Genomic DNA, 18,790 nt, shown 5'->3' with positions numbered 1-18,790 from the left:
CCCTCATTGCGGTTTCAGCATAGCGATCATGAAGTCCTTGGCGCTTTCGACCTTACCTTGCTGAATGGCAGCGGCAGGATCGACATGCTTCGGACACACTTCTGAGCAGTAACCGACAAAGGTACAACTCCAGACACCGTTTTTACCGTTCAGTTGCGGCATGCGCTCTTTCTTACCGTGGTCGCGGTTATCCAGGTTGTAACGGTGTGCCAGCGTGATGGCTGCCGGGCCGATAAACTCAGGATTAAGACCAAACTGCGGGCATGCGGCGTAGCACAAGCCACAGTTGATGCAGCCGGAGAACTGATGGTATTTCGCCATCTGCGCCGGGGTCTGCTTGTTGGCACCGTCCGCCGGCGTTTTGTTGTTGCCAATGATGTAAGGCTTGATGGCTTCCAGACTCTCGATAAAGTGGGTCATATCGACCACCAGATCGCGTTCGATCGGGAAGTTGCCCAGCGCTTCCACCTTCATGCCGCTGGTGGCGTACTCGCGCAAAAAGGTTTTGCACGCCAGCTTCGGCACGTTATTCACCATCATGCCGCAGGAGCCGCAGATAGCCATACGGCAGGACCAACGGTAAGAGAGGTCCGGCGCCAGGTTATCTTTGATGTAACCCAGCGCATCCAGCAGGGACGTTTCCCGGCTGTAAGGCACGTCGAACGTCTCGAAGTGCGGTGCCTTGTCGGTTTCCGGGTTATAGCGCATGACTTCCATTTTCAGGGTAGCTAACTCAGCCATTCGCTTGCTCCTTCTTGCTCTTTTCCTGCGCTTCCGCTTCGCCACCGTACACGCGTTTTGCCGGTGGCAGCGTGGTGATCTTCACGTCGCCATAAGCCAGACGCGGTGCGCCGTTCGGGTTGTAATACGCCAGCGTATGCTTCAGGAAATTAACGTCATCACGCTCAGTGCAACCTTCGTCCAGACGCTGGTGTGCGCCGCGTGATTCTTTACGGTTGATAGCAGAGTGCGCCATACATTCAGCGACATCCAGGCTGTGGCCCAGTTCGATGTTGTAAAGCAGGTCGGTGTTGAACACGCTGGAATGGTCGTGAATTTTCACGCGTTTGAAGCGCTCTTTCAGCTCAGCGAGTTTGTCCACGGTTTTCTGCATCAGGTCGGTGGTGCGATAAATACCGCAGCCCTCTTCCATCGACATGCCCATTTCATCGCGGATTTTCGCCCAGCTTTCCGTGCCTTCCTGATTCATCAGGTCATGCAGACGCTGCTCGATATCGCGCGTTTGCGCATCCAGCGCGCTGCCGTTGGCGGGTGCCGCTTCTTGTGCGCGGCGCACCGCATTTTCCCCGGCCATACGACCAAACACCACCAGTTCTGCCAGTGAGTTGGATCCAAGACGGTTCGCGCCGTGCAGGCCCACTGAGGAACATTCGCCCGCAGCAAACAGCCCTTTGATGGTGGTTTCGCAATCCTGATTGGTTTCGATACCGCCCATGGTGTAGTGCGCTGTCGGACGAATCGGAATCGGCTCTTTCACCGGGTCGACGCCGACGTAGGCTTTTGCCAGTTCGCAGATAAACGGCAGACGCTCTTTCAGCTTTTTCTCGCCCAGGTGACGCAGGTCGAGGTAAACCACGTCGCCCAACGGGGTGGACACCGTGCGGCCTGCACGCCATTCGTGCCAGAAGGCTTGCGACACTTTGTCACGCGGGCCCAGTTCCATGTATTTGTTTTTCGGCTCGCCGAGCGGCGTTTCGGGTCCCATGCCGTAATCTTGCAGATAGCGGTAGCCATCTTTGTTGACCATGATACCGCCTTCACCGCGGCAGCCTTCGGTCATCAGGATGCCGGAGCCCGGCAGACCGGTCGGGTGGTATTGCACGAATTCCATATCGCGCAGCGCCACGCCGTGGCGGAACGCCATGCCCATGCCGTCACCGGTGACGATGCCACCGTTGGTGTTGTAACGGTAAACGCGGCCCGCGCCGCCGGTCGCCAGCACCACCGCGTTAGCGCGGATTTGCACCAGCGAGCCTTCCATCATATTGATGGCGACAAGACCACGCGCCTGACCGTCATCGACCAGAATATCCAACACAAAGTGCTCATCAAAGCGTTGGATTTGCGGGTATTTCAGTGAGGTCTGGAACAGGGTATGCAGCATGTGGAAGCCGGTTTTATCTGCGGCAAACCAGGTGCGCTCAATTTTCATACCGCCAAAACGACGTACGTTGACGGAACCGTCGGGTTTACGGCTCCAAGGGCAACCCCATTGTTCTAGCTGGATCATCTCCTGTGGACATTGGTGAACAAAATGTTCAACGACATCTTGCTCGCAGAGCCAGTCGCCACCGGCAACGGTGTCGTGGAAGTGGAAATCAAAACTATCGTGATCCTGAGTGACTGCTGCTGAACCACCCTCGGCGGCCACGGTGTGGCTACGCATCGGGTAGACTTTTGATATCAGCGCAATTTTCAGTTGGGGATTAGCTTCAGCGGCAGCGATTGCCGCACGTAAACCAGCGCCCCCGGCCCCGATAATGGCCAAATCGGCATTAAAGGTTTGCACTGCACTCCTCCAGTTACTAAAGTTAATTAAGTTAAATTAAAAATAATATATTCGATTCGTTAATCTCTATTTCCCACCGAACGCTTTCTGTAATTCATCGATATTTAAAGCAATTCGTGGACACATATTAAGAATAGCTAAACCTATATTTTTTGTGTGGAAATGATTATACCGAATTATGAGTAGGTGAAATTTGATGTGATCCAGCATTTTGTTTTTTTTATTGTGTTTTGGTTTTGGCAATAACAGCATGATGGTTAACGCTATTGCCGGATAAATAACACTTTTATTTCTTTAATAAGGAACTGGCTCACGGTAATTGCACATAATGTTCTGGAGAGCGGTAGCAAAGGGAGTAGGCAGGGGGCAAAACGGAGCACGAGAAGCGACGGGGAGGACCGCGCGTGATTGTAGCGTCGTTGAATTGTTTGCAGGCGAATATGCGGGTAGACTGCACCCCCTGTTTGCGTTAGGAGTAAAGAAACATGTGCGAAGGCGCACTCTGGCAGCCCACCGCCACTATTGAAAATTTATTGAAGCGTGCAGCCATTGTCTCTGAAATTCGGCGGTTTTTCTCCGATCGCGGCGTATTGGAAGTGGAAACACCTGCCATGAGTCAGGCAACGGTGACGGATGTGCACATGGTACCGTTCCAAACGCGTTTTGTTGGACCTGGCGTCTCTGAAGGGATGACGCTCTACCTGATGACCAGCCCCGAATACCATATGAAGCGCTTGCTCGCCGCAGGCAGTGGACCTGTCTTTCAACTGTGCCGTAGTTTCCGTAATGAAGAGTCTGGGCGATACCATAACCCAGAGTTCACCATGCTCGAGTGGTATCGCCCCCACTACGATATGTATCGCTTGATGGACGAAGTCGACGATTTATTACAGCAAGTACTGGAGTGTGAAAGCGCAGAGCGTCTCTCGTACCAGCAGGCTTTTCAGCGTCATATTGAGCTGGACCCGCTCTCTGCGGACAAAGCGCAGCTGCGAGAAGCGGCCGATAAACTCGGCATGGGCGATCTTGCCAGCCGTGAAGAGGATCGCGACACGCTGTTGCAAATGCTGTTCACCTTCGGCGTGGAACCGCATATCGGGCACGACAAACCGGCCTTTGTTTATCATTTCCCTGCGTCACAGGCCTCGCTGGCGGAAATCAGCTCGGAGGATCACCGGGTGGCGGAACGCTTTGAGGCCTATTTCAAAGGCATCGAGCTGGCAAACGGTTTCCGTGAATTGACGGACAGCGATGAGCAGCGCCAGCGTTTTGAACAGGATAACCGCAAACGTGCCGCTAACGGGCTTTCTCAGCAACCGATCGATGAGTATCTGCTGGCGGCGTTGAAACAGGGAATGCCTGCCTGTTCTGGCGTCGCGTTAGGCGTGGATCGTCTGATCATGCTGGCGTTAAAAGCGGAAACCATTGGTGAGGTGATGGCCTTCACCGTCGGACGGTCGTAATCGCCCCCTAGCCGTGCCTCCGCGTGAGCGGAGGAAGGCACCGCCTGTTTTATTCTCTTTGACGCTATCAGTCTGCTACAACCCACCTTCCGGCCGATTGGCGGAATTCGGGCTGCGTCCATCAATACGCACCGAGCTCATTTGCACCTGGAACGGCGGGAACGGCATCTCCATGTTGTTCTCGCGGTAGGCTTCCAGAATCAACTGGTGAATCTCATGGCGCAGCGGCATGCGATGCCCCATTTCTGCGGCAAAGATACGCAATTCGAAAATCTGGATACCCTGACGTAAATCCACCAGAAAGGCTTCTGGCGGCGGGTTTTCCAGTACCAACGGACAGCGTTTCACCGCATTGAGCAGCATCTCGGTGACTTTTTGGCTATCGGCGTCGACCGGCGCTGGAATGGTCAGCACCACGCGCGTCACGGAATCCGACAGTGACCAGTTGATAAACTGTTCGGTGATAAAGGCCTTGTTGGGCACAATGATCTCTTTTCTGTCCCAATCGGTGATCGTGGTGGCCCGGGTATTGATGCGCATAATGCTGCCGGTGAGATCGCGAATGGTCACGGTGTCGCCAATGCGGATCGGTTTTTCAAACAGGATGATCAGGCCGGAGATAAAGTTGGCGAAAATTTCCTGTAGCCCAAACCCTAACCCTACCGAGAGAGCCGCAACCAGCCACTGGAGTTGCGACCATTCAATTCCAATAAACGAGAAACCGACCAGACAGCCGATCAGCATCAGCATGTATTTACTGATGGTAATAATGGCATAGCCGGAGCCGGGGGATAAATCGAGATGCTGTAGCAAGGCCAGCTCCAGCAACGCGGGCAGGTTGCGCACCACCTGCGTGGTGATACTGAAAATCAAGATAGAAATCAGCACGGCACCGAGGGTAATGGGCTGAATCTTATCCACCCCTTTCACCGTGCTGGTGACTTCCCACAGATTGATGTTTTCTAAAAAGCCGAACGCGGAGTGGATTTCTGACCACAGGGCTATCACCGACACCAAGGCTATCAGCGTCAGAATGGATCGCACCAGTTGCAGCGATTTGGCGCTGATGGTATCCAGATCGACCACTGGCTCCTCGATGGTGTCTGAGGTGGTTTCCACAAAGGTAACCGATTCTTCTTCACCGCGGGCACGCTGCGCCAAGATTTCGGCACGCCGCTGCTTGGCCCTGTCAAACGCGATGCGTCGGCGTTGGATTAGCATCCAGCGGCGTATCACGTGGTACACCACCAGCAGGAAAAACCAGATGGCGACCGAGGTTTCCAACCGCGCGAGCAAGGCTTTCGACGTGGCCAGATAACCCACACACGATGCCAGCGCGGCAATCAGGGGGGCGCTGATCATCAAGTTCCACAGCGCACGGTTGATGGTGTTTTCCCCTGAGCCTTCCTTGTTCAGGTAGAGCGGAATACCGGCCCGTTTCAGGCTGGTCGTCACCAGGCTCAACGCCAGACACAGCAAAATAAAGCACAGACGCCCCAGCGTGCTGGAAAACTCGCGTTCGTTGAGGTTTTCAAACGTGATGATCGCCATGATCAGCGGCACAATAAAAGCGATCGACAATCGGTAGTAGCGCATGGCGCGCGCGACGCGCTCGGGTGACCAGCGCAAGTGGGCAATAAACAGCCCATTCGAATGCGCGAAGGCGGCGCTGACCATCACCAACCACATCAACGGGACGGTGGCGGTCACGCTGTCACCAATCGCGACCGCGATGGGGTAGGGCCAGGCGTTTTGCAAGCCGTATCCCAATGCCGCCCACAGCACGGGCAGCGGGAGCGCAATCAGTAGCGAATAGAACAGGGTACGTAGCGTCAGCGAAAAATGATCGAGGGTAACTTTGCCGATACGGCTGCTGGCGCGCTCTAAAAAGGCGTTGTAGTGACGGCGCGAGCTGATGCCGAAACCGACCAAAATCAGCGCGCCCATCAGGGGGAACGCGGTTTCCCGGCTGGTCACCACCATGATGACGGCGCTGCTGAGCTGAGTAAAGGTATCTAGCGAGAGCAGGTGGTACAGCGCCTGCACCACCTGTACCGGGAAGGAGAAGGAAATAGGATTCACATCTGCCACCCAGAACAGATAGCGGTGAACCGCCTCGCGGATTTCCAGCAGTGCTTCTTCCAGTTGGCTGGTCGCCACTTTGAGCTTGGTCAGTTCAAGGATCTGCGCATCAGTGCCGGAAATCAGCGATGTGAGTAAATCACGTTGGGTACGAATTTGATCGCCGAGCACGCATTGCTGACTGTTACTGTTGGGCGTGCAATTTTCTAATCTCGGGCGTTCTGCGGTGCGGGCGGCACTGAGCAGGTTTTCATAGCGTAACCGCTGTACGCGCAACTGGGCCATGTCGGTGTCCAGGCGTTGCGGTTGCGGCATGTCCGGCAGGCGCGCCACCTGTGCACGCAACGCTTCGCCCAGCACGGTGGATGCCCCAATCCACTGGGCCTGCTCACGTAACGTGCTGAGTGCTTGCCGCACTTGCTGCGTTTGGGTGGTGGCCTGACGCTGCTGTGAGGCGATCAGATCGAGATGTTGTGCCTGCTGATTCAGTTCCTGGGACAGTTCGCGGTTAAGCTGTAGCTGCTCGCTGATAACCGCGGGCAAATCATCACCGCGTTCCACCAACTGCTCGGTGCGTTCGAGCACTTTCTCCGCTTCACGCTGGCGCAGATTGTTGATGCTGGAACGTAATGCTTGTAGCTGTTGGTCAAGCTTGTCGTGGCGCAACTGGTAGAGTTCCACGCGTAAGCGGGAGAGCTCCTGGCGATTACTGGCGGAAAGCTGGGCCAGTTCCAGTTCATCAACCCGGCTTTGGCGCAGCGCCTGCTGGGCTTGCAATAACACTAACTGTGCCTGAACCAGTGGCGTCACCGGATTGCCGAGCGATTGGATTTGACGATCAATTTCGTTCAATACCCGGCTGGCTTCGGTTTGCTGCTGCGGCAGTTGGGCCAGAGAATCGATCACTTCACGCAGTCGTTCTCGTTCCTGTTGCAGTTGGCGCGATTGATCCAGCAACTGGCTGCTGGTTTGCACCACTTTTTGCTCCAGATCGACAACCGAGAGCTTGTCGTTAACGGCGGTGGTTTTATTTTCTTCCGCTGTCAGCAGACGGCGCAGTTCCTGCGTCAGTTTAGGGAAATCGTCAATAGCTTGTTGATATTGCTCTGTGCGTGCCAGAGACTCTTTGCGTTCCTGCAAGATGTTTAACGCAAGGCGAAACTGCTCGACAATATCAGCCTGATCGGGGGTATTTTTATTGGCTTCTGCCTGTTCCAACTGTTGGCGCACCAGCGCCTCGTTAGGTACGGGTGCCGCCAGCGCGGTGACAGAGAGCAGAACAGCAGCAAAGAAAATCACGAGTTGACGCACGATGGTTCTCCCTCTCTCACGCAGGTTCGCTGGCATACAGGTTATTTAAGGCGTGTGGTGCGTTGCGTCATCGCCATGGTTATCGCCGTGGTCTGCCACATCCGACACGGATTCTGCGGCAACCGGTGCTTCATCTGCGGAATCCACCTGTTTTGACTCGGCAAAGGGTTCACCCACACGGGTAACGCTCAGGGGATTAAGGTGCGCGGCAAACTGAAGCGTGTTGGGCGCAAACAGGTTGATCACCGTAGAGCCCAGTTTGAAACGACCCATCTCTTCGCCCTTTTGCAGGGCAATGGCACCTTGCTCACCCGCAGCAGGGTAGGTCCAACGCTTGATGATACCTTCACGTGGCGGTGTCACGGTGCCAGACCAGACGGTCTCAATGCTACCGACAATGGTCGCACCCACCAGAATTTGCACCATCGGGCCAAAATCGGTATCGAACAGGCAGATAACGCGCTCGTTGCGGGCAAAAAGATTGGGCACGTTGTCAGCGGTAAACAGATTGACGGAAAACAGCTCGCCCGGCACGTAGATCATTTCACGCAGCACGCCGTCACAGGGCATGTGCACACGGTGATAATCGCGCGGCGAGAGGTAGGTGGTGGCGAACAGGCCATCGCGAAAACGCTCGGCCATAACGTAGTTGCCTGCCAGCAGCGCTTCCAGCGAGTAGTCGTGACCTTTGGCCTGAATCAACTTGCCGTCGACGATGGTGCCCATTTGCGATAACACGCCATCAGCCGGTTGCACCACGCGGTGCGCGTGCGGATCAATGGGACGCACGTCCGAGCGCAGTGGGCGCACGAAAAAGTCATTGAACGTCCGATAGGTGGCCGTATCCGGGTGTTGCGCTTCCTGCATGTTCACGTTGTAGTAGCGAACGAAAAGATCGATAACCCCTTTGGTCAGCCTGCCGGCCTGCTTGTCTGCACCCCAGCCTGCTAACCGTGTCAGTGCGATTTTCGGTAGCCAGTATTGTAAGGCGATTTTCAGTTTATCCAGCACAGTGAGCCCCTTAGGTTTTTATGCGCCCATCTAAAAAGGGGCGCATTGTAGCGATGGATGCGGTAAAAGTCAGCGGTCCGTATCAGAATCAGAGAAGGTTTTACGCGTTTTTACCTGCGCCATGCTCTCCAGAATACGGTGATAGTTATCGAAACGTTGTTCGGCAATATCGCCGCGCTCGACGGCAGCACGCAGCGCGCAACCGGGATCGTTATCGTGGCGGCAATCGCGGAATTTACAGGTGCCGAGGTAAGGCCGGAAATCAATAAAGCCCTGTGTGACCTGCTCCGGCTCCAGATGCCACAGACCAAATTCGCGCACGCCGGGGGAGTCAATGACATGGCCGCCGTGCGGGAAGTGATACAAGCGGGCTGCCGTGGTGGTGTGTTGGCCCAGTCCGGACGCATCGGACACGTCGTTGACCAGAATTTTGGCGGCGTCAGGATAGAGCAATGCGTTCAGCAGGCTGGATTTTCCCACCCCGGATTGACCGGCAAAAATGCTGATCCTGTCCGTTAAAGCGTGCTCCAGTATTTCCATCCCTTGCTGGGTGTGGCTCGACACCATGATGACCGGATAGTGCAGCGCACGGTAGATGTCCATCTGTTCATCCACAAACGCGCGACCTTTATCATCCAACAGGTCGGTTTTGTTCAAGACGATCAATGGCGTGACTTCCAACGTTTCGCAAGCCACCAGATAGCGGTCGATAATGTTCAGCGACAGTTCAGGCAAAATCGCGGAAACAATCACCACCTGATCGATATTGGCGGCAATGGGTTTAACGCCATCATAGAAGTCCGGGCGCGTCAGCACTGACTCGCGCGGATGCACCGCTTCGACGATACCGCTGATACCCGCTTGCGTCTCTTTACCGGCGCGCCATACCACGCGATCGCCCGTCACCAGTGATTTGATGGTACGACGAATATTACAGCGGTGGATAATGCCACCCTGGGCTTCCACGTCCGCATGCATACCAAAACGGCTGATAATGATGCCTTCTTGCGGCTCTTCCAACTGGTTGTCATCCCATTCGATTTTACTTTCTCTATGCTTAAGACGACGTTGGTGGTTCGCTGTTACCCGACGTTGCTGTCCTTTAGACAGTTTATTTTTGCTCACTGAGCCTCGCTTGAACTGTGGTTATCGCCCACGATGGCTGAAGAGACTATAATACACGCTATTTGATTTTAATTAACTGATGCCTGTTATTCCTGCTTCTCTGGGGATAGCTGGAAAAGGAAGTAAATGTATGTCTGTTGAAAATAGTCAGGTAAGCGAAAACAATCTTATTTGGATCGACCTGGAGATGACCGGGTTGGACCCGGAGCAGGATCGCATTATCGAAATCGCGACGCTGGTGACCGATGCCAATCTCAACGTGTTGGCCGAAGGACCGACGATCGCGGTACATCAATCCGATGCTCAGTTAGCGCTTATGGATGACTGGAACGTGCGTACCCACGGTGCCAGCGGCCTGACCGAACGGGTTAAAGCCAGTGCCTATGATGAACATGCGGCTGAATTACAAACCATTGCGTTTTTGCAGCAGTGGGTGCCCGCCGGGAAATCCCCGATTTGCGGCAACAGCATCGGGCAGGATCGCCGTTTCCTGTTTCGTTATATGCCTGCGCTCGAAGCCTATTTCCACTATCGCTATCTGGATGTCAGCACGCTGAAAGAGCTGGCACGGCGCTGGAAACCCGAGATTATGGCCGGGCTGAAAAAACAGGGAACACATCAGGCGATGGACGATATTCGTGACTCTGTGGCCGAACTGGCTTACTACCGCGAGCATTTTATCCGTCTGTAGTCGTTATGGGCGTTTTTTTGCCCGGCTGATGGCGAAATTGCTGTTTTTATCGGCAGTCAGTCATTTTTTCGCGGTAAGGGGCTTGCGGCGGCAACGATTTCTCGTATAATTCGCACCCCGTACCGCAGCAGATTTGTGGTGCGTGTGAAGATGGTTATTCCTGCGGGAATAGCTCAGTTGGTAGAGCACGACCTTGCCAAGGTCGGGGTCGCGAGTTCGAGTCTCGTTTCCCGCTCCAAACTTTCCAGCGTGAAAGTTTAGGTAACCAGCTTCACGATCGGTTTTCACAGCAGCGCTTGCTGGTGTGGCCTTCCTAAGCGGGAATAGCTCAGTTGGTAGAGCACGACCTTGCCAAGGTCGGGGTCGCGAGTTCGAGTCTCGTTTCCCGCTCCAAGTTTTTCTTCTGTTTGTCTCATTGTTTTCTGTTCTGTCTACATCCCCGTTTTTTCGCCTGATTGTTGCTGATTGCAGCTAATATTCTGTTTTTCCTTATTTTTCTCATATCCCTATTGCCTATGAGGCATCCTATGGATCGTTTCGTCATCCTTTCCGGGTGTTCTGGCGGTGGCAAAACCACGCTGCTGGCAGAACTGCACCGGCGTGGTTATGCCGTTGTTGAGGAGCCCGGCCAGCGCATCGTGCGTGAAGCAACGTCTTCGGGCGATGATGCGGTGCCGTGGAACAACATGGAAGCGTTTTTACGCCGGGCGGTAACGCTCTCTATGGATGACCATGCTCAGGTGAGAAGCGATGGGCGGTCATGGGTATTTTTTGATCGCGGATTAATCGATGCAGCGGCAGCGCTTCAGGCAATAACCGGTGAACCGGTACTCACTACGCTTGCATCACGCTATCGTTATCACTCACGGGTGTTTCTTGTTCCCCCCTGGCCTGAGATTTATGTGCAGAACGGCGACCGACGTCACAGTATGGATGCTGCCGTGGCTGAATTTGAGCGATTGCAAGAGGTCTACCCGACGCTAGGCTATGCGGTGTCGCTGCTGCCTAAAGCCAGCGTGAATGCGCGTGCTGATTTTGTTCTGCGAACCTTGGCGTGCACAACGGTGTTGTGACAGGAAGCCTTTTTCGAGCACCAATCCAAATCCAATCATATTGATTGGTTTTGGCAGTGTATTGATTGGATAAGGCACCTCGGGGGCAACCAAATCCACTATTATGATCTTACTGCGCACCGGTAAAGTGGCCGGTGCGGTATTTCATTACTCCACAGGACGAGGTTTTCCATGCAACTCATCAGTCAAAGCTTTCAGGATGGTCAGGCGATACCGGGTGAATTCGCGTTTGCCGTGCCAGACCGCGCAGCACACGTTGCGTTGTCATCGAACCGCAACCCGCATCTCGCCTGGCGCGATGTTCCACCGGGCACGCAATCCTTCGTGATTGTGTGTCACGATCCCGATGTGCCGAGCAAAGGCGATGATGTTAATCAGGAAGGCCGAGAAGTGTCTGCGTCCTTGCCGCGCATCGATTTTTTCCACTGGTTGCTGCTTGATGTTCCGGCAACCGTGACGGAGATTGCGGCGGGGGCGCATTCAAACGGCGTTACGCCGCGTGGAAAACCGGGCCCTGTTGCACCCGGTGAAGGCCAACACGGTATTAATGATTACACGGCCTGGTTTGCCGGGGATGAGCAGATGAAGGGCGACTATTACGGGTATGACGGCCCGTGCCCGCCGTGGAATGATGCGCTAGTGCATCACTATATTTTCACTGTTTATGCGTTGGCCGTCCCTGCGCTGGGCGTGAACGGACCGCTGGATGGCGCGAACGTGCGCGCGGCGCTGGCGACGGCACCGGTATTGGCGAAAGCCAGCCTGACCGGGCTTTACAGTTTGAATCCTGCGGTGCCTGTGGCGTGAACCACACCGGGCAAGCGCTGACACTACCGGTGTTTCAGGGGGAGGGGCGTGAGCGCTGGCGGCTGCCCTCGTCCTCGCCCGTAGTGCGACACGGCTTGTGCGCACTGGCGCAGCCTTGCCTGCGGCAGCCGCAGCAAACGGCCCGTTTCCAGTTTCATGAGGCAACCGTGCTACTGGTGGTATCAGGGCAGATGCGTTTAGCATTCGAGGGACATCAGGTCTTGGTGGATGCTACGCGGCCTGCGTTGGTGCTGGTCGAAGCCGGTTCCTGTGTGGACGTGGTGAAAACCCCGGGAGGGGTTGAGCACTGTTTCCGTTCGGTATTCATGACGATAGCAAACGCGCTATTGGAAAACTACTCAGCGGCCTCTTCTGCTGTGGCGGGCGGTGATAGCACCGCTGCTGCGCCTTTTCAGGGGATGCCATTGGATGACGATGTGGCATCGACGTTATGGCATCTGATTGAAAGCGTAGCGATCAGGCCGGTGAGCGATGAGCGGCTCACCTACCGGTTACTGGAACTGCTGAGTGCCTTGGCTGAGCGCGGTCATCTATTCCGCCTGCCACGGCACAATGATACGGTAGCGCGTCTGCAAGCGCTGATGGGCGGTGCGCCGCATCGGCACTGGACAGCGCGAGAAGCCGGGCGAGAGCTGGCGATGAGCGAAGCCACCCTACGGCGGCGTCTTGCTGCAGAGCAACAGCGCTTTGAAACGATCCTGAGCGATATTCGTATGCACCACGGCATGATGCTGCTGCAAACCACCGCCTGGAGCATTCCGCGTATCGCCGAGGCCTGCGGATATCAATCGCGGGCGCGCTTTTCTGAGCGCTTCCGCACCCGCTTTGGCTGCTTGCCTTCCGCCATTCGCTGACGGGCGAGACGGGCTATGATGAGGTGAGACCCGAAGGTGAGGACGGGTTATGCCCTGTTTTCGGGGTAGCACGACGTTCCTCATTCAGGCAGCCTTCGATGGTTGCCAACAGTTTACCCGTGCCGCAGCAGTTATCCTGATAACCAGCCACGTGCCGTCGATTAATCACGCGATCGTGTGGACATCCCCCATGGCAGAGGGAAAACCAACGACACTGGCGCATTTTTTTGAAGGCTTCCTGCTCCTCACGCTTTGCCGCCTGATTATGGGCCGAATAGGCCAGCAGCTCTGCCAAATCCGTTTTCATCAACGAGCCGTAATGACTCCCCGCATCGCCCACATATTTGTCGCACGGTGAGACGTCTCCATTGGGTTCCAGGGTAATGACCTCCTGAGAACAATTTTCTGACCAGTAGCAGGCGGCCAGTTTCGTTCCTGGGTTCTTGATGGCTCGAATAAAATCGCTGAACTGTGGAATATGTAAAACGGTGCGATAGCCGTCCCACCAAAGCGTAAATGCCCGATCCAGAAACGCGATAAACTCGGCATAAGTGATGTAACTTTCGTCGATTTCCCCTCCGGCAGGGATGCGATTATCAGGAACGATGTTAAGAAATTCGATGTCATTAAGACCTATCTTGCCGAAGTAATCGAACATGTCTCGCAGATCCGTTTGATAGACGTGGCGGTCAACTACGATCAGTGCGCCATAGGGAATGGCATGTTGTTTGAGCTTTTTGATTCCCTCAGCGACGCGTTGTGCGGTTCCTCTACCGCGATAATCGACGCGACGTGAGTCATGAACGGCAGGAATACCGTCCAGACTAATACCAACGTGCATGCCGATTCCTTTGATAAAGGCTAACCATTCATCAGAGATATTCACCGCGTTTGATTGCATTGAGTTGGTAATGTGCTGTTCTGGTTGTTTGAATTGTTGCTGTAGCCAGAGTAGCTTTTGAAAAAAAAGAGGATTAAGCAGCGTCACTTCGCCACCGTGCCAAACGAACTCAAAGCGCTTGATGTTGGGGATGGCTAATATTTTACGCACAGTTCGCGCCAATATATCAAACCGCATCGTTTGGTTTGGCCCCTCGGCCCAAGAGTGGCAATAAGTGCAACGCAAGTTACACAGGCGAGTGGCTTTCAATACCACCACCAACTTCTTGGCAGCCACGGGCTGGGCGGTGGCTTTTTGCTGCTGCTCGGTGTGGAAAATATGCAACTCTTCGCTACTGAGTAACGCGTCTGCCGGGATTTTGCCAATCAGGTAGGCGCTCATCTGCCGATAGTCTTGAGTGGCGATTTTTTCGAGATCGTCGGTACTCAGTGCTGATGTTATATCGGTATCAATCTGCATAATGGGTATGATTCCATTCATGATGTCTCTCCTTGCTATGTCATGTGAGATAACCGTCCTTCATCATTAAGTGTCGTTTGGCATAGGCTGATGCCTCGGGGGAATGTGTGACCATGACAACGGTAGTACCGGCCTGATTAATCTCTTTTAACTGCTTCAACACGGTGTTGCTGTTATTGCTATCCAGATTGCCCGTTGGCTCATCGGCCAAAATCAATGTCGGCCGCGAAATCATGGCGCGGGCGATGGCAACCCGCTGCTGCTGACCGCCTGAAAGTTGGGCAGGATAGTGTGCGCTTCTGCCGGATAAACCAAACTGCTCAAGGGTTTGTTTGATGCGTGCCTTTCGTTCAGATTTGGCGACGTTACGGTACTTGAGCGGCAGCTCGATATTTTCATATACCGACATAAAATCGATCAGATTGAATGACTGGAAGATGTAACCGATCAACTGACGGCGCAGTGCTATTTTTTGGCCGTGGTTCATCCGTGTAATGTCGTGCTGCGCCAGTTGCAATCGGCCTGCATCAAGCGGCTCAAACATGCCGAGTACGTTGAGCAGCGTAGTTTTTCCCGAACCTGATGGCCCCATAATGGAGACAAACTCTCCCGCCGCTATACCAAGATTGATGTCGCGCAACGCCAGCGTTTTCAGGGTTCGAGTGGTGTAAAATTTTTCTGCGCTTTCCAGTTGTATCATCTTATTCAAACTCGATAATGTTGGATTTTTCAACGTTGCTGCCGGTAAAGACCACAACCTGTTGACCAGCAGACAGCCCATTCAGTACTTCCGATTGCGTTTCCCCCTGACGTTTTATCGCCACGGGTGTTTTGAGCGCGCGATGGTGTTTTTCATCATAGCGGTACACCCACGTCTCATCGGTCTCTAAAAAGACGGCTTTTGTGGGAATCAGTAATGCATCTGGCTGAGTTCCGAGCGAAACGCGCAGATCGAGGGATTGACCGCGTTTCAATGAAAGTTGTTGTGGGTGAGCAAGTGTCAATGTGGCAATGAACTTACCGTTTTCCACCACGGACGAGACGGAGGCGATGATCAGGGGAATATCAATGTCTGCATAGTGTGCGGTGACACGATCGTGCGGCCGGATTTTATCCAGATAATATTCGCTAAACGAGGCTTCAAAATAATAGCTATGCGGGTTGTCTACGTTGGCAACTTTTTCACCGGGTTTGATTTGCTGGCCCATCTTGATGGTCAGCGGTGACAGGATGCCGTCAATCGGGGCGGTAATCACCAGCTTGTCCAGGCCGCTCTCAATTAAACGCGTCAAGGTATCCAGGTGCTTGACCGAGGCCGCGATTTCAGCAAGCTCGCTCGGTAGCATACGGTCTTGCCGTTCCTGATACGTGGTTAAAATAGCGTAGCGTGTTTTCCAATGCGCCAGTTCATCCAGCAGTTGTTCATAGGTGGCTTTTTCCAGGATGCCGCGCTCGTATAATGTCTTTTTACGCGCCGCTTCTTTATCGGTTTTCTCCAGATGAAAACGTGAATCTTGCCGTGCCAGACGCGTATCGAGGTCATCCTTCTCAAGTAATCTGCGCATATTGCGCAGGTTGTTGGTCTGTTCAGTCACATCGGCAATACGCGAGGTGACCTGCAATACGAAGTCGTCGTTCGACAATCGGGCAATGACATCTCCCTTTTTTACGTCGCTGGACGCGCTTTGGCGCACCTCAATAACCGTACCGCCGCGTTCAGAGGCGATAATCACGCTTTCACGCGGGATAGCCACCGCCCGTGTCGCCAGCGTATCGGTAAATGTGCCGCGCTGGGCGACGTGCAGCGTCACCTGGGCAAACGGCATTCGCGTTACCTTTTCTGCGGTAGCCAGGTTGAAAAGCCATAGGCATAACAGGCCGAAAATCACCAGTGCCAGGCCGACGATCCCTTTGGCAGCGCGATGTCGCGTGGATTTAGGGTCTAATTGAATGTCCATAGCGGCTTACCCTCGCCTTAACCACGGGCGAGTCACCCTGCCATCGTGCAACACCAGTGACAGTGCCATAATGGCCGTCACCGTGAGTCCCAGCAACAGCAGCGCCGCAAACGCATTGACATAGACCAGTCCGGCAACGGTGTCATACTGCTGTAGCCAGCGCCCGAGCAGCAGGTATCCCAAGGCCAGCGCCGCCAGCAAAGAGAACACTATGGGCAGCACATGTTGTTGCAGAAAAAACACCATATTTGTCGCAAGAGAACCTCCCACCGCTTCCATGATTTTCAGTGTGCCGTCTAGCCGCTGAGCGTCTGATAGGCTGATCACCAAGGTGCTGATAACCATTAATATCAACGCCAACAGCGCGGTGAGTGTAATGACGTTGAGCATCTGTGAATCGTTATGAAAATGACGATCATGAAGCGCCTGTACCGTTTGCAGAGATAAGTTCGGTGGAGCATGGCGTTTGATCAGTGCGACAAGAGGGGCCTCCTGTTGAACGTTCGAATAGGCCACTGTGGCGAATTTTTCCAGGCGATCGTTGATAAAGATAAGCAAAGGTTGGGGCGAAGGGAGGTGTTCTCCAAGGTCGACGTTTTCCACTACCCGTAACACCCGAAGTTCTTTTTGTCCTTCCGGAAAGGGAATGTAGTAGCGGGTATTCAGCACTTCATCGACGGTTTTCTGCCCCATCGCATCCACGAAGGCGCGGGTGACGATGGCGTGGCATACGCCGTCATCGGTGCTGGCCCATAGCGTATTCTCCTGGCCTGCCAGCGTTTTTAATCCCCAGACCTCCGCAAAGTATTTGTCGGCAGACAGGGTATTGATAACGGTAAATTGGTCTTGTACCTGTTGTTGCGCGTGCTGCACGTTGAGTATGTGGCGCGACCTATCAAACGGTTGCCAACTGCTCAAACTGAAAGCCGATGTGCCTAGGTTTTCCTGAAGTTGATGTTGTAACTTGCGTATGCTGCTGAGTGTATAAAACCCTTCATCAAGCGCGAACGTCAGGCGGTGTGCTTTTTGGTAACCCACCTCTGCATGCAGCGCCTTATGCTGTTGCGTCATCACACCCGCCCACAGATAAACGGTGGTACCGGCTACCAGCAGTTGTACCACCAGCATCATGCGGTTGAGGTAATAAATACTCAGCGTTTCATAGCGATTTGGGGTCTGTGAGGCCGGGTTGCCGAACAGGAAGAAACAGAGGCTCAGCAGGTGTGAGAGTAGCATCATCACGCCAATGAACAGCGCGACGCCAAAAAATACCGTCAGCATGCGTGTCATTGGTTGATGAAGGAGCAACTCGCTCACGTCGACTGACAGCGGTAACAGGGCACCAAGCAGTAAGGTCGCCAGAGCCACCGTTGTCAGGAACTGCGGCAAGAACACGCTCAGTGATTCTGTCAGGATCTGCGCACCTGAAGCGCCGAGACTGCGTTTGATATGCAGGCTGGGGCGTTTGGCGGCATTGAGAATACCGTTGATGTTGAAAAAATTGGCTACTGTGGTGAACAGAACAAACAGTGCCGCGGTGTACAGCGTATGCAGCAATGACTTGTCACGCGTCTTGACGAATTCATCGGCGTAGCCATCGTCGTAGTGCATATCGAGGATATTCTTGGCGCTGAACGTCAGAAACGACGAGGGCGTAAAAGGTGCTCCGGGTATCTGCGGTGCATGATTGGCGACAATGTTAGCCAGCAGGTGTTGATCAAAATGCGGTTGGGAGGGGGGGAGGCGAGCAAAAGCATAGACATGGCTGTCGTACCAGTCCAAACGTTTGTCGGGGTATCCCGCTACCCGTTCGGGGGTGAAGGCGATCGTGGCGGGCAGTTGCAGACTGCTGTCTGGGTGGGGTTCCACGATAGCCTTGATGGTGAACTGGCCGCTTTCTCCCAAGTCCACGGTTTTGCCAAGTGGATCATCCCATCCAAGATAGTGGCGATTGAAATCGGCAGTGATGTAGATGTCATGGGGGCCTGGTGCTGGCAAATCTTCACGGTAGGGATGCAGTTGTGCCATAAACGTTGGAGTAACGGCAAATACCGCAACGCGGGGAATAACGCTTCCTTTGCGGCGTAGGTGGGTATGCAACCGGTAAGCGTATCCGACGCTTTCGATATTGGGATGTTTCTGTAATGCCTCCATCAGCGGAAAAGGAACCTGCGCTGAGCGAACAATATCGCCATTAGGGAGATTGAATTGACTTTCAATGCGATATAAACGCTGATGCTCCGGCAATCCCCGTTCAATATCACGATCTGTAACATAGAGCATAACGATAAGAAATGTCGTCACCAAACTAATAGCAGTAATTATAATGGCTAAAAGTGCCGCTGCTGGTTTTTGCTTTATATCGTTGGTGAACGCATTTAAGATCATCGGCAACGGATTCCAGCGTAAAGTTGAGGTATTAACGGTATTGGATGTACATCAGAATTAATGAACCTCATCCCTGAGGTTCACCCTGTGGGCCATAAAAAACTATTTAACTATTT

At 53.9% G+C, this 18,790-nt stretch carries 13 protein-coding genes, 2 tRNA genes and 1 pseudogene; 7 read left to right on the top strand and 9 right to left on the bottom strand.

Annotated elements, in window-relative coordinates:
* Positions 1-3: 3 nt before the first annotated feature.
* Together J5067_RS22245 and frdA are read right to left on the bottom strand one after the other, a co-directional pair.
* Positions 4-741, bottom strand: a complete 738-nt coding sequence (locus J5067_RS22245) for a succinate dehydrogenase/fumarate reductase iron-sulfur subunit (RefSeq protein ID WP_264644412.1) — start codon at positions 739-741, stop codon at positions 4-6.
* Complete coding sequence (gene frdA / locus J5067_RS22240; protein ID WP_264644413.1) at positions 734-2,530, bottom strand: fumarate reductase (quinol) flavoprotein subunit; 1,797 nt, start codon at positions 2,528-2,530, stop codon at positions 734-736. The genes J5067_RS22245 and frdA overlap by 8 nt, the downstream gene beginning before the upstream one ends.
* Before the next feature lie 485 nt (positions 2,531-3,015).
* Here frdA and epmA point away from each other — a divergent pair, with 485 nt between their 5' ends.
* Complete coding sequence (epmA, locus tag J5067_RS22235; protein ID WP_264644414.1) at positions 3,016-3,993, top strand: elongation factor P--(R)-beta-lysine ligase; 978 nt, start codon at positions 3,016-3,018, stop codon at positions 3,991-3,993.
* A gap of 75 nt (positions 3,994-4,068) precedes the next feature.
* On the opposite strand, the gene mscM is transcribed toward epmA, so the two are convergent.
* From mscM to rsgA, 3 genes are all read right to left on the bottom strand, one after another.
* Positions 4,069-7,386 carry a miniconductance mechanosensitive channel MscM gene (gene mscM / locus J5067_RS22230; RefSeq protein ID WP_264644415.1) on the bottom strand — a complete coding sequence of 1,106 codons (3,318 nt, stop codon included), beginning with the start codon at positions 7,384-7,386 and terminating at the stop codon, positions 4,069-4,071.
* Between the two features lie 45 nt (positions 7,387-7,431).
* A complete protein-coding gene (asd, locus tag J5067_RS22225) occupies positions 7,432-8,397 on the bottom strand; it encodes an archaetidylserine decarboxylase (RefSeq protein ID WP_264644416.1) in 966 nt (321 codons plus the stop codon).
* A 69-nt stretch (positions 8,398-8,466) separates the two neighbouring features.
* Positions 8,467-9,522, bottom strand: a complete 1,056-nt coding sequence (gene rsgA / locus J5067_RS22220; protein ID WP_264652040.1) for a small ribosomal subunit biogenesis GTPase RsgA — start codon at positions 9,520-9,522, stop codon at positions 8,467-8,469.
* Between the two features lie 130 nt (positions 9,523-9,652).
* Here rsgA and orn point away from each other — a divergent pair, with 130 nt between their 5' ends.
* The 6 genes from orn (at position 9,653) to J5067_RS22190 (ending at position 12,968) form a co-directional block, all read left to right on the top strand.
* Entirely contained in the window at positions 9,653-10,213 is a 561-nt protein-coding gene (gene orn, locus J5067_RS22215) for an oligoribonuclease (RefSeq protein ID WP_264644418.1), read from the top strand.
* Positions 10,214-10,375: 162 nt separating this feature from the next.
* Positions 10,376-10,451 (top strand) — tRNA-Gly (locus tag J5067_RS22210).
* A gap of 79 nt (positions 10,452-10,530) precedes the next feature.
* A tRNA-Gly gene (locus J5067_RS22205) sits at positions 10,531-10,606 on the top strand.
* A gap of 134 nt (positions 10,607-10,740) precedes the next feature.
* Complete coding sequence (locus J5067_RS22200; protein WP_264652039.1) at positions 10,741-11,286, top strand: AAA family ATPase; 546 nt, start codon at positions 10,741-10,743, stop codon at positions 11,284-11,286.
* A 171-nt stretch (positions 11,287-11,457) separates the two neighbouring features.
* Positions 11,458-12,093, top strand: a complete 636-nt coding sequence (locus J5067_RS22195; RefSeq protein ID WP_264652038.1) for a YbhB/YbcL family Raf kinase inhibitor-like protein — start codon at positions 11,458-11,460, stop codon at positions 12,091-12,093.
* Positions 12,090-12,968, top strand: coding sequence for a helix-turn-helix transcriptional regulator (locus J5067_RS22190; protein ID WP_264652037.1), 879 nt, complete (start codon positions 12,090-12,092; stop codon positions 12,966-12,968). The genes J5067_RS22195 and J5067_RS22190 overlap by 4 nt, the downstream gene beginning before the upstream one ends.
* Before the next feature lie 94 nt (positions 12,969-13,062).
* Here the strand turns inward: J5067_RS22190 and darE are convergent.
* From darE to darB, 4 genes and pseudogenes are all read right to left on the bottom strand, one after another.
* Positions 13,063-14,349, bottom strand: a pseudogene (gene darE, locus J5067_RS22185) (darobactin maturation radical SAM/SPASM protein DarE); the annotation flags it as partial.
* 19 nt (positions 14,350-14,368) lie between these two features.
* Complete coding sequence (locus J5067_RS22180; RefSeq protein WP_264652036.1) at positions 14,369-15,028, bottom strand: ATP-binding cassette domain-containing protein; 660 nt, start codon at positions 15,026-15,028, stop codon at positions 14,369-14,371.
* Between the two features lies 1 nt (position 15,029).
* On the bottom strand, positions 15,030-16,286 hold the full coding sequence (gene darC, locus J5067_RS22175) for a darobactin export ABC transporter periplasmic adaptor subunit (protein WP_264652035.1): 1,257 nt from the start codon (positions 16,284-16,286) through the stop codon (positions 15,030-15,032).
* 6 nt (positions 16,287-16,292) lie between these two features.
* Positions 16,293-18,674: a darobactin export ABC transporter permease subunit gene (darB, locus tag J5067_RS22170; RefSeq protein ID WP_264652034.1), complete on the bottom strand. Its 2,382-nt coding sequence runs from the start codon at positions 18,672-18,674 to the stop codon at positions 16,293-16,295.
* Positions 18,675-18,790: the final 116 nt, after the last annotated feature.

Origin of the sequence: Candidatus Symbiopectobacterium sp. NZEC151 (genome assembly GCF_025962655.1) — a bacterium.
Taxonomy (GTDB): domain Bacteria; phylum Pseudomonadota; class Gammaproteobacteria; order Enterobacterales; family Enterobacteriaceae; genus Symbiopectobacterium.
Note: the sequence above shows the minus strand (reverse complement) of the source record. Positions and strands in the feature narration are given on the sequence as shown.